This is a genomic window from Azoarcus taiwanensis, assembly GCF_012910885.1.
GTDB lineage: Bacteria > Pseudomonadota > Gammaproteobacteria > Burkholderiales > Rhodocyclaceae > Azoarcus_F > Azoarcus_F taiwanensis.
In genome coordinates this window covers 1-11,422 of the sequence record NZ_WTVM01000127.1, presented here as the reverse complement: position 1 = coordinate 11,422, position 11,422 = coordinate 1, and the positions used below count along the sequence as shown (strand labels likewise).

11 protein-coding genes are annotated in these 11,422 nt (G+C 60.4%); 1 reads left to right on the top strand and 10 read right to left on the bottom strand.

The window, feature by feature from the left end:
- A partial coding sequence (locus GPA21_RS16270) for a glycosyltransferase (protein ID WP_168989176.1) occupies window positions 1-403 on the top strand: 403 nt, incomplete at its 5' end.
- Window positions 404-412: 9 nt separating this feature from the next.
- Here the strand turns inward: GPA21_RS16270 and GPA21_RS16265 are convergent.
- From GPA21_RS16265 to GPA21_RS16220, 10 genes are all read right to left on the bottom strand, one after another.
- The gene (locus tag GPA21_RS16265; RefSeq protein ID WP_246262017.1) at window positions 413-2,263 is read right to left on the bottom strand and encodes an EAL domain-containing protein; all 1,851 of its coding nucleotides are present in this window, start codon (window positions 2,261-2,263) and stop codon (window positions 413-415) included.
- 189 nt (window positions 2,264-2,452) lie between these two features.
- Window positions 2,453-3,670: a TraB/GumN family protein gene (locus GPA21_RS16260; protein WP_168989175.1), complete on the bottom strand. Its 1,218-nt coding sequence runs from the start codon at window positions 3,668-3,670 to the stop codon at window positions 2,453-2,455.
- On the bottom strand, window positions 3,598-4,230 hold the full coding sequence (locus GPA21_RS16255; protein WP_211163651.1) for an NUDIX domain-containing protein: 633 nt from the start codon (window positions 4,228-4,230) through the stop codon (window positions 3,598-3,600). The genes GPA21_RS16260 and GPA21_RS16255 overlap by 73 nt, the downstream gene beginning before the upstream one ends.
- Window positions 4,231-4,238: 8 nt before the next feature.
- A complete protein-coding gene (gene nuoN / locus GPA21_RS16250) occupies window positions 4,239-5,708 on the bottom strand; it encodes an NADH-quinone oxidoreductase subunit NuoN (protein ID WP_168989174.1) in 1,470 nt (489 codons plus the stop codon).
- 57 nt (window positions 5,709-5,765) lie between these two features.
- A complete protein-coding gene (locus tag GPA21_RS16245) occupies window positions 5,766-7,247 on the bottom strand; it encodes an NADH-quinone oxidoreductase subunit M (protein ID WP_168989173.1) in 1,482 nt (493 codons plus the stop codon).
- Between the two features lie 65 nt (window positions 7,248-7,312).
- Window positions 7,313-9,325, bottom strand: a complete 2,013-nt coding sequence (gene nuoL / locus GPA21_RS16240) for an NADH-quinone oxidoreductase subunit L (protein ID WP_168989172.1) — start codon at window positions 9,323-9,325, stop codon at window positions 7,313-7,315.
- Window positions 9,326-9,330: 5 nt separating this feature from the next.
- Window positions 9,331-9,636 (bottom strand): NADH-quinone oxidoreductase subunit NuoK, encoded by a 306-nt coding sequence (nuoK, locus tag GPA21_RS16235; RefSeq protein WP_168989171.1) that lies wholly within the window; start codon window positions 9,634-9,636, stop codon window positions 9,331-9,333.
- A 43-nt stretch (window positions 9,637-9,679) separates the two neighbouring features.
- The gene (locus tag GPA21_RS16230; RefSeq protein ID WP_168989170.1) at window positions 9,680-10,282 is read right to left on the bottom strand and encodes an NADH-quinone oxidoreductase subunit J; all 603 of its coding nucleotides are present in this window, start codon (window positions 10,280-10,282) and stop codon (window positions 9,680-9,682) included.
- Between the two features lie 32 nt (window positions 10,283-10,314).
- Window positions 10,315-10,800 carry an NADH-quinone oxidoreductase subunit NuoI gene (nuoI, locus tag GPA21_RS16225; protein ID WP_168989177.1) on the bottom strand — a complete coding sequence of 162 codons (486 nt, stop codon included), beginning with the start codon at window positions 10,798-10,800 and terminating at the stop codon, window positions 10,315-10,317.
- Window positions 10,801-10,810: 10 nt separating this feature from the next.
- Window positions 10,811-11,422 (bottom strand): complex I subunit 1/NuoH family protein (locus GPA21_RS16220; protein WP_211163650.1); only part of this gene is annotated, 612 nt, incomplete at its 5' end.

The window sequence follows — 11,422 nt, the reverse complement described above, 5'->3', positions numbered from 1 at the left end:
GTCGAGAGAAGCGAAAGCGGCGGGCATCGCGAGCAATGTACGCTTCATCGGCTATATCGACCGCGAGCATGAACTACCCCAATGCTATGCCGCTGCCGACGTCTTCATGTTTTCGTCACGCACCGAAACCCAGGGCCTGGTGCTCATCGAAGCCATGGCCTGCGGCCTTCCGGTGGTTGCCCTTGCCGAAATGGGAACGCGGGACATTCTGAACTCAAACCGCGGCGCACTCACCCCGGCCGCCGAGATCGAGACCTTCGCTCAAGCCGTTGCGAGCCTGATCGACAACCCGGAGCGCCGACGGCAACTGTCCGCTGAGGCAAGGGATTACAGTCTGGAATGGAGCGATGCTGCGATGGCGGCCCGTCTCGCGGACTTGTATCGCGCCTGTCTCCGCCGCTGAGGCGGGCGCTCAGTCGCCCATCAGATGAAAGCCATCCGGTGATTGTTTGGCGAGTTTTTTCGCCGCCGCCGCAGACGAGGCGACATCCTCCGGATTGGAGTAGCGTGACGTGTCAGCAAGCACGGCTCCTACCGCAATTGCAGTGAGCGGAAAGAAGCACGATACGCCGTGCCTATCCTCGCTCAGAAAACCTTCTCTGCCGAGATCCTCGTCATTGAACAATGCACGCGCCCGAACGCCGAACGACTCGACGATGGTCTTGCATCGCTCGACCCAGTCTTCACTCTGAAAGAGCACCACAAAATCATCACCGCCGACATGCCCGACGAAGTCATCGGAACGATCGGTGCAGGCGAGAATGGTATCGGCGGCAAGTTTGATCATTTCGTCGCCACGCCAATACCCATAGATGTCGTTGAACGGCTTGAAATTGTTCAGGTCGAAATAGCATGCTGCAAACTGCCGACCCGACTTCAATAGCCTGGAAATATGCTCGGTGATCGGGATGTTGCCAGGCAGCATGGTAAGCGGATTCGCGTGACGCGCCGCCTCGACCCGCCGCTCGGTCACCGCTCGCACCAGGCTCTCGCCCGTCGCAAGTCCCGCGTAGCGCCCGCCGTCGGTGATGATGAAGCCCTCGAAGAGATAGCGCTGATCCTCTCCTGCCAGCATCGAGATCATCGAATCGAGAGGAAAGGAGCGTTCGACACGGAACGGTGCGGGATTCATGAATAGCTTGCAGGGTTTTCGACCATACAGTTCATCGAAATAGCGCTGCGCGTAATGATCGAAAAACGATCGACGATCGATCAGTCCCACTGGATAGTCGTGCTCGAGGACCGCCACGGCATGAAGCTTCGGAAAGCGGGAGAACAGTCGCCGCACCTCATCATTGCTCGCAGCAGCAGCGACCGTAGGCGCTTCGATCAATAGCCGCCCTACCGTTTGCCCGATGTCACGATGCAAAGTCGTGTTGGGAAGTACCGCGATCTTTGACGAAGCCAGTACCTGCGCCGGCAAAGGGGGGACGCTTCGTGCAGGCTCGGGAGCGGGTCGCCCCAAGAGGTAGCCCTGACCGAATGTGCAGCCGAGATCCCTGACCACGGCGAGTTCCTCGACGGTCTCCAAACCCTCGACGACTATCCGCGAACCGAACCGCTCGGACAATGCCAGGATCGAACGCACCACATCGACTCTTCGACTATCCTGGTTGATTCCACGGGTGAAGAATTTATCCAGTTTGACGATGTCAGGTTCAAGTTGTGCCCAGAGTCTGAGGCTGGAGCGCCCGTCTCCAAAATCGTCGAGTGCGAGCCCCACGCCCTGCACTTTGAACGGTTCAAGCGCTTGCGCGAGGAGATCGGGATCTTCAACGCGCTCGTGTTCAGTCAGCTCGAAACACAAGCTGGATGGGGCGACACCGGCTCTTACCGCCGCCTCGAACAGCGCACTGCCTCGGTCCGATGCGAAATCCAGAATGGCCGACGCGCTCAGATTCAGGAACAGCCGCCCCTCGAGGCGCTGCTTTCCGAACTCCGTGATAGCTGTCAACACTGCCAGTCGTTCCAGCTCCGTGATTCTGTCCGTGTGACGTGCCAGATCCAGCAATACTTCAGGCGATCGCAGGTCACTGTCCGCATCGCCTCGCATCAATGCTTCGTAGCCACTGATCGACGACTGCCGGAGTTCCACGATCGGCTGGAACTCGAAGTTCAGACGCCGATTGTCGAGCAGCTCAATGAAGGCGCAGGCACGTTGGTCCTTGGACCGAACCGTCCTCGGGATGCGCGAGACGGTCGGAATGACGCGCGCCGGAAAAGCGCTGGAATCGTTTGCTGCCATCGCGGTGGAAAGTGACATAGCGCCGCAGAGTCGTCTTGATGGACTGACACAATGCGCTAGCGGGATTACGCCGTGATGACACGCCCGAGGCGATCGCATCGGCGACTGTCCGTGTCACTCGCCTTGCTCACCCCAATTCAAACGACTCCACCACCCTCCGCACCACTTGCGAGCACGCATCTTCGGCCGTCTGTTCGGGGCGTCCCGTCAGCCAGCCCCGAACAGACGGCCGAAGATGCGTGCGCCACCAATGTAGGTGCCCATTGCCGAGCCCAGCGTAGTCAGCAAGAACACGAGCAGCACTCGTGAGACACGGTTGTGCCACCAGCCCTTCCACTCGGTCACGTCCTTGCGCAGCGTCGCGAAATCGCTCACCTGTGGTTTGCGCAGATAGAGTTCTACCGCCGCAGTGACGAAGCCGACGCCGATGGTCGGGTTGAGCGAGGTCAGCGGCGCAGCGAATGCAGCGGTGAGAATGGTGACAGGGTGGGCCATCGCGACGATGCCACCCAGTGCCGCCAGCCCGCCGTTGATCAGGAACCAGTCGAACACCATCTGCCAGCCCAGATCGGTGTTGCGCGAAAAGCCGAAGACAAAGCCGGCGAGAATGATGCCGACAATGACCCAGGGCACTACCTTGGGCCAGCGCGCCTTCGGTGGCGATTTCTCGAGGCCAGCGATGATGCTCTCGGGCGGCTCGGCGGCTGTGTCGAGGTAGTGCTCGATACCTTTCAGGTGCCCTGCCCCGACAACCGCCAGGACACGCTTCGTCTCACCTGTGTCGGCCAGCTTGCGCAGGTTGGCCGCCATGTAACGATCGCGCTCGTCGATGATCGGGCCGTACAGGGCTTCGGAGCGCTCAGCGAACTCGCTGAAGGTCGATTCGAGCATGTCGCCTTCTTTCAGCCGTTCGATTTCGCTTTCGTCGATCTTCTCCTTGCTCAGCACGCCGGCGAAGAGTCCTCCGACGAGCTCCATCCGCTGCCACCAAGGCACCGACTTGTAGGCGCGGCGCAAGGTCAGGCCAATGTCGCGGTCGATCAATGCAACCGGCAGGCCACGATCCAGTGCACCGTCGATGGCCGCGCGCATTTCGGCTCCCGGCTCAATGCCGTACTGTTCGGCCAGACGTTGCTGGTAGGCTCCGAGCGCCAGACTGGCGGCGACCATCGGCGCTTGCCCGCTGCGGATGACGCTGAACAGATCAAGTTTGCCGATCGCATCAGGATCGAGCATCGAGCGTTGGCGGCTGTGGCACAGCTCGATGGCTACAGCGTCGAACTCACCACTGGCGATCAGCGCCGCGACCGCACGCGCACTGGCTGGCGACACATGCGCAGTACCAAGCAGTATTATTTCGATGTCGCCGATCGTGATGCGGCGATGAGGTTCTTCTGCAAGCAGTTGCTCGACTTCGGGTGACATTCGTTTTCCACGTTGCTTGTTGCGCTGCACCGGCGCTCAGGCGCCGAGATACCGCAGCCCGTGAAAAAGCGCGGTAATCGTCTTGCCATCGGTGGTTCGAGAAACTCTTCTTCGTCACGCGCGTGCCCGACCTCGGACAAGCCTCGCGCAAGAAAAATCTCGATCCGTTCGTCAGAGTAGCCTATGCACGGATGCATCACGCCGAGATAAAGCCAGTCAGAAGCCTCGACACCGGTTTCCTCGCGCAATTCACGCCGGGCGCAGTCGAGTATATCCTCGCCCGGGTCGATTTTGCCTGCCGGCAGTTCGATAAATGCTCGGCCGAGCGGGTAACGGAACTGACGCTCGACGATCAGCCGACCATCGGGCAGCACCGGAATGACGACCACCGCTCCGGGGTGATGAATGTATTCCCGCGTTGCTTCGTTGCCGTCCGGCAGCCGAACGCGGTCGCGCCGGACATCGAGCAGACGCCCGAGGAAGACCGTTTCACGCTCGAGGCATCGCTCCTCGAGAGGGTCACCTGCGCCCTTCTCCTCCGGGCTGTCGATGCCGCGCATCGGGTCGGTCAGAGCGACGCGATGAGGGCGTAGGCGCAGAGCGACATCAAGCCTTGCGGCAACAGCCCCAGCACCGCGATTGCGAGACCATTTACCGACAGCATCACCTTCACGTCGGCCGGAGCGTGAATCGGCGCACTGTCCTCAGGCGCATCGAAGTACATCACCTTGACCACACGCAGATAGTAGAACGCGCCGATCAGCGACATCACCACCGCCAGCACTGCAAGCCAGATGTAGCCGGCAGCAACCACTGCCTGGAGCACTGAAAGTTTGGCGAAGAACCCGATGAAGAAAGGCACGCCTGCCATCGAGAACATGATGATGAGCATCATCAGCGCGAACCAGGACGAACGCTGGTTGAGCCCCTTGAAGTCATCGATGTTCTCCGCCTCGAAACCGGCACGCGAGAGCAGGATGATCATGCCGAACGAGGCGAGGCTCATCATCACGTAGGCGACCGCATAGAACATCGCCGAACTGTAGGCGTTGAGCGCAAAGTGGCGATCGCCATCGACGACACCCGAGAGCAGCCCGAGCAACACGAAGCCCATGTGAGCGATACCCGAATACGCGAGCATGCGCTTGATGTTGGTCTGCGCGATTGCTGCGATATTGCCGAGCACGATGGAAAGCACCGCAAGGAACATCAGCATCGATTGCCAGTGCTCGGCGATCTCGAACAGGCCATAGACGAGCAGGCGCATGGCCATCGCGAATGCGGCAAGTTTGGGCGCAGAGGCGATCATCAGCGTGACCGCAGTGGGCGCCCCCTGATAGACATCGGGAACCCACATGTGGAACGGCACCACCCCGAGCTTGAAGGCCAGACCCGCCATCACGAAGACCAGGCCGAACACGAGTACGGTGCTGTTGGCCGACTGATGATAGATCGCCTGCGCGATGCCGGAGAACTCCATGCTGCCGGTCGCACCGTAAAGCATCGACATACCGTAGAGAAGCAGGCCGGAGGCCAGTGCACCGAGCACGAAGTACTTCATCGCCGCCTCGGTCGAACGCGCCGACTCTCGGTCGAAGGCGACCATAGCGTAGAGCGACAGCGACATCATTTCCAGGCCGATATAAAGCGTCAGCAGATGGTTGGAGGTCACCATGACCATCATGCCGAGCGTCATCAGCAGGGTCAGCAGGTAGTACTCGGGACGATCCATGCTGCGGTCAGCGAGATAGCCACGGCCGTAGAGCAAGGCAATCGCAACCGAGAAGTAGATCAGCAGCTTGAGGAAGTCCCCCATCAGGTCGGACACGAACATGTTGCTGAAGGTCAGCATCACCTGCCCGTCCATGGTCGCGACGGTGACCACCGCAGCGACGATGAGCGTCGCCTGTGTCAGATAGTAGGCGAGCGCGGTCGCTATGCGTCGCGCGAAGGTGCTAGCGAGCATGATCACGAGCGCCATCACGGCGACGAAGATCTCGGCCGCTGCAGGGTAGAAGTCGGGGACAACGAAATTCATCTTCTGACCAGTCCGGAAAGGTTTTTCAGCCGCACATCGACGGACGAAGGGTGTTCATCACAGCTTGCTCACCGCCACATGGCGCAGCAACTCATCCACCGAGGCGTGCATGACCTCGGTGAAGGGGAACGGATAGACGCCCATCGCCAGCACGCACAAGGCGAAGACCGCAAGAATCGCGAACTCCCGGCGATTGACGTCATCGAGCTGGGCGACGTGATCGTTGGCGACTTTGCCGAAAACCACGCGCTTGTACATCCACAAGGTGTAGGCGGCGCCGAGAATCAGCGTGGTGGCGGCGAGGAAGGCGACCCAGAAGTTGAACTGGACCGCACCCAGGACCACCATGAACTCGCCGACAAAGCCGCTGGTACCCGGTAGTCCCGCATTGGCCATTGCGAAGAGCATGAAGAATGCCGCGAACTTGGGCATGGTACGGACCACACCGCCGTAGTCCGAGATGTTGCGCGAATGCATGCGGTCGTAGAGCACTCCGATGCAGAAGAACATCGCGCCTGATACGAAACCGTGCGAAATCATCTGGACGAGTGCGCCCTCGATGCCCAGCGAGTTGAACATGAAGAATCCCAGCGTCACGAAGCCCATGTGGGCGATCGACGAATAGGCCACGAGCTTCTTCATGTCGGTCTGGACCAGAGCGACAAAGCCGATATACACCACCGCGATCAGCGACAGCACGATGATCAGCGGCGCCATCGCATGTGCGGCGTCGGGCACGATGGGCAGCGAAAAACGGAGGAAACCGTAGGCGCCAAGCTTGAGGCCGATTGCGGCCAGCACGATGGAGCCGCCCGTCGGCGCTTCGACGTGGGCGTCCGGCAGCCAGGTGTGCACCGGCCACATCGGAACCTTGACCGCGAAAGCCAGCAAAAAGGCCCAGAACACCAGGGTCTGCGGGGTCATGCCCAACGGCAGGCGGTGCCACTCGAGAATGCTGAAGCTGCCGCCCGACTCCATGAAGAGATAGAGCAGCGCGACCAGCATCAGCAGCGAGCCCGCGAGCGTGTAGAGGAAGAACTTGATCGCCGCATAGACACGGTTGGCGCCACCCCAGATTCCGATGATGATGTACAGCGGGATCAGCGACGCCTCGAAGAACACGTAGAAGAGAACGCCATCGAGGGCGGAGAAGATGCCGTTCATGAGACCGGACATGATCAGGAACGCCGCCATGTACTGCGCGACCTTGTCCTGGATGACCTGCCAGCCCGCGGCCACCACCATCACGGTAATGAAGGCGTTGAGCACCACGAACAGCATCGAGATGCCATCGACACCGAGATGGTAGTTGATGTTGAAGCGCGGCACCCAAGGCGCGAACTCCGAAAACTGCATCGCGCTGGTCGTGTTGTCGAAAAGCACGAACAGCGGGATGGTCACCGCGAAGCCGGCAATCGCCACCGCGAGCGACAGCACGCGCGCAAGCGGTGCGTTGCGGTCCGATCCCGTGGCCAGCACGAGCATTCCGCCCAGGATCGGAATCCAGATCGCGAGGCTGAGAAGAGGCAAACCCGTCATTGTTGCTTTCCGTCAATAGTGCCCATGGGGCAGGCGTTGTCCGTTAAGTGTCCGTCGTGCGCGGCTCAGCCGAGGTTGAACCAGAAGCTCAACATGATGAAGAGACCTATGATCATCGCGAACGCGTACTGGTAAAGGTGACCGCTCTGGAACAGGCGTGAAAGTTGTGCCACCCAGCCCACCACCCGGGCCGACCCGTTGACGATCAGCCCGTCGATCACGCCCCGGTCGCCGATCTTCCAGAACCCGGTGCCAAGCGCACGGGATCCGCCCGCGAAAACGATCTCGTTGAAACGATCGAAGTAGTACTTGTTCTCGAGCAGCGTGTGAATCGCGCTAAAGCGGCGCTGGATCGCGGCCGGGATATCCGGACGCTTCATGTAGAAGAACCAGGCGGTGCCGACCCCCGCCGCCGCGAGCCAGAACGGCGCGGTCTGCAGGCCATGGATCGCCATGCCGACCGGACCGGTGAAGTCGGCCGCAAGCTTGGACAGTCCCACGTGATTGTCCGCGACATGGATTGCGGAGCCGAAGAACTCTCCGAAGAGCATCGGCTCGATGGTGAAGAAACCCACCAGCACCGACGGAATCGCCAGCAGGATCAAGGGCACGGTGACCACCCACGGCGACTCGTGGGGCTTCTGTCCCGGCGCCAGGCCATGGTGGTGATCGTCGTCATGATGCGCGTCGTCGTGATGGGCATCATGACCATGGTGCGCCTTGCCGAATCGCTCCTCACCGTGGAAGACGAGGAAGTACATCCTGAACGAGTAGAACGCGGTGACGAACACGCCGAGCAGCACACAAACCATCGCGTAGCCGGCACCCCACAGCTCGGCGGCGAATACCGCCTCGATGATGGAATCCTTGGAGTAGAAACCGGAAAAGAACGGAAAACCGATCAAGGCCAGTGAGCCCAGCAGCGAAGTGATCCAGGTGATCGGCATGTACTTGCGCAGACCACCCATGTTGCGCATGTCCTGATCGTGGTGCATGCCGATGATGACCGAACCTGCACCAAGGAACAGCAGCGCCTTGAAGAAGGCGTGGGTCATCAGATGAAACACGCCGGCGCTGTAAGCGGATACGCCCAGTGCCACGGTCATGTAACCCAGCTGGGACAGCGTCGAGTAGGCCACGACGCGCTTGATGTCGTTCTGCACAATGCCGAGGAAACCCATGAACAGTGCAGTGGTGGCACCGATGACCAGCACGAAGGACAAGGCCGCATCGGACAGTTCGAACAGCGGCGACATCCGCGCCACCATGAAGATGCCAGCGGTCACCATGGTTGCGGCGTGGATCAGTGCCGAGATCGGCGTCGGACCCTCCATCGAGTCAGGCAGCCAGACATGCAGCGGGACCTGGGCCGACTTGCCCATCGCCCCGATGAACAGCAGCACGCAGATCGCCGTGATGAGGTTCCAGCCGGTCACTGCCATCTCGACGCCAACAAGCTCACTGGCGACTGCGAACACCTCGCCGTAGTGCAACGTGCCGGTGTAGGCTGCGACCAGCCCGATACCCAGCAGGAAGCCGAAATCGCCCACGCGGTTGACCAGAAAGGCCTTCATGTTTGCGTAGATCGCAGTCGGACGGTCATGCCAGAAGCCGATCAGCAGGTACGACACCAGGCCGACCGCCTCCCAGCCGAAGAACAACTGCAGGAAGTTGTTCGACATCACCAGCATCAGCATCGAGAAGGTGAACAGCGAGATATAGCTGAAGAATCGCTGGTAACCCGGATCGTCCTGCATGTAACCGATGGTGTAGATATGCACCATCAGCGACACGAAGGTCACGACCAGCATCATCATCACCGTGAGCGGGTCGATCAGGAAGCCGATTTCGAAGTGGATGCCGCCCGCCTCCATCCAGGTGTAGATCGTGCCGTCGAAAGAGTTGCCGGCCTGAACATCGAAGAAGATCACCAGAGATGCGATGAAGGCGATCGCGACACCAGCGATGGTGGCGACGTGCGCACCCGCGCGGCCAATTGCCTTGCCGAACAGACCGGCCAGGATGGCGCCTGCAAGCGGTGCGAGCGGAACCAGGAGATAAAGCGCTTTCATGTCCATGTTGCTCAGCCTTTCAGGGTGTCCAGGTCATCGACATGGATGCTCCGCAGATTGCGGAACAACACGACCAGAATCGCCAGACCGATCGCCGCCTCGGCTGCGGCCACCGTCATGATGAAGAAGACGAAGATCTGCCCGGCGATATCACCCAGGTAGTGCGAAAAGGCGATGAAATTGATGTTCACCGCGAGCAGCATCAACTCGATCGCCATCAGCAGGATGATCAGGTTCTTCCGGTTCAGGAAGATCCCGACCACACTGATCGCGAACAGGATCGCGCTCAGGATGAGGTAGTGCGAAAGCGACAGCATGAAAAACCCCCTGATCGTCGCGGCGCTTACGCCGCGGCAGTTCTTATTCCTTCTCGGCCGGCATCGAAACCAGTTCGACGCGGTCCTTGCGCTGCGCGCTGACTTGTTCGGACGGATTGATGTAACGGGTACCCTTGCGCTTTCTCAGCGTCAGCGTGACAGCAGCCACCATCGCGATGAGCAGTACCAGCGAGGCCAGCTCAAAGGGATAGACATATTCGGTGTACAGGACCAGACCAATCTCGCGCGTATTGCTGTAGTCCGGATCGGCCGGCGGCGGTGCAGGCATCACATCGTGACCGAAGTAGCTGCCGCCCAGCACCAGGATCATCTGCACCGCGAGCAGCAACCCCACCAGGCCACCGACCGGAAGATGTTTCCAGAAACCCTGCCGCAGACGCTCGGTATTGATGTCCAGCATCATCACCACAAACAGGAACAACACCATCACTGCGCCGACATAGACCAGAACGAGCACGATGGCGAGGAACTCCGCCTCGAGCAGCAACCAGATGCCGGCCGCGCTGAAAAAGGACAGCACCAGAAACAGGGCCGCATGAACCGGGTTGCGGGCGGTGATCACGCGCAGGGCTGCGAACAGCAGAATCGCACCCATTACGTAGAAGACAAAAGTCTTGAATTCCATATTCAGTATCGGCGCCCCAGGGCGCCCTCCCCTTAACGGTACTTGGCGTCCGCCTCACGGTCGGCAGCGATTTGCGCTTCGTGCTTGTCACCCACCGCGAGCAGCATCTGCTTGGTGTAGTAGAGGTCGCCGCGCTTCTCGCCGTGGTATTCCAGCACCCGTGTCTCGACGATGGCATCGACCGGACAGGCCTCTTCACAAAACCCGCAGAAGATGCATTTGGTCAGGTCGATGTCGTAGCGCGTCGTGCGGCGCGAACCGTCGTCGCGCTGGTCCGACTCGATGGTGATCGCCATCGCCGGACACACCGCCTCGCACAGCTTGCACGCAATGCAACGTTCCTCACCGTTCGGATAGCGACGCAAGGCGTGCAGGCCACGAAAACGGTGACTCTGCGGCGTCTTCTCCTCCGGATACTGGACGGTGATCTTGCGTGCGAAAAAATGCCGCCCGGTCACCGCCATGCCCTTGACCAGTTCCTTGAGGAACAGGCTACCGATGTATTCCTTTGCACCCATCATCAGCCTCTCAATTCCAGATCGACAGCGGCGTCATCATCCAGGTCGCCACGACGATGACCCACACGATGGTGATCGGGACGAACACCTTCCAGCCCAGCCGCATGATGTGGTCGTAGCGGAAGCGCGGGAACGTCGCCCGTGCCCACAGGAACAGGAACAGGATGAAGGCCGTCTTGATCGCGAGCCAGTGGAAGCCATCCGGCAGGAAGCCGACGGGCGACAACCAGCCACCGAGGAAAAGCACCGCCGTCATCACCGACACCAGGATCATGTTGGCGTATTCGCCGAGGAAGAACAGCGCGAACGACATGCCCGAGTATTCGACCATGTGACCCGCGACCACCTCGGCCTCGCCTTCCACCACGTCGAAGGGCGCACGGTTGGTCTCGGCAATGCCGGAGATCACGAAGATCACGAACATCGGCAGCAGCGGCAGCCAGTTCCACGACAGGAAGCCCAGCCCCATATCCGCGAAACGACCCTGGCCCTGCTGCAAGACGATGTCGGAGAGGTTCAGGCTCGCGGAAACCAGCAGCACGCAGATCAGCGCAAAACCCATGGCGACTTCGTACGAAACCATTTGCGCGGCGGCACGCATCGCACCGAGGAAGGGATACTT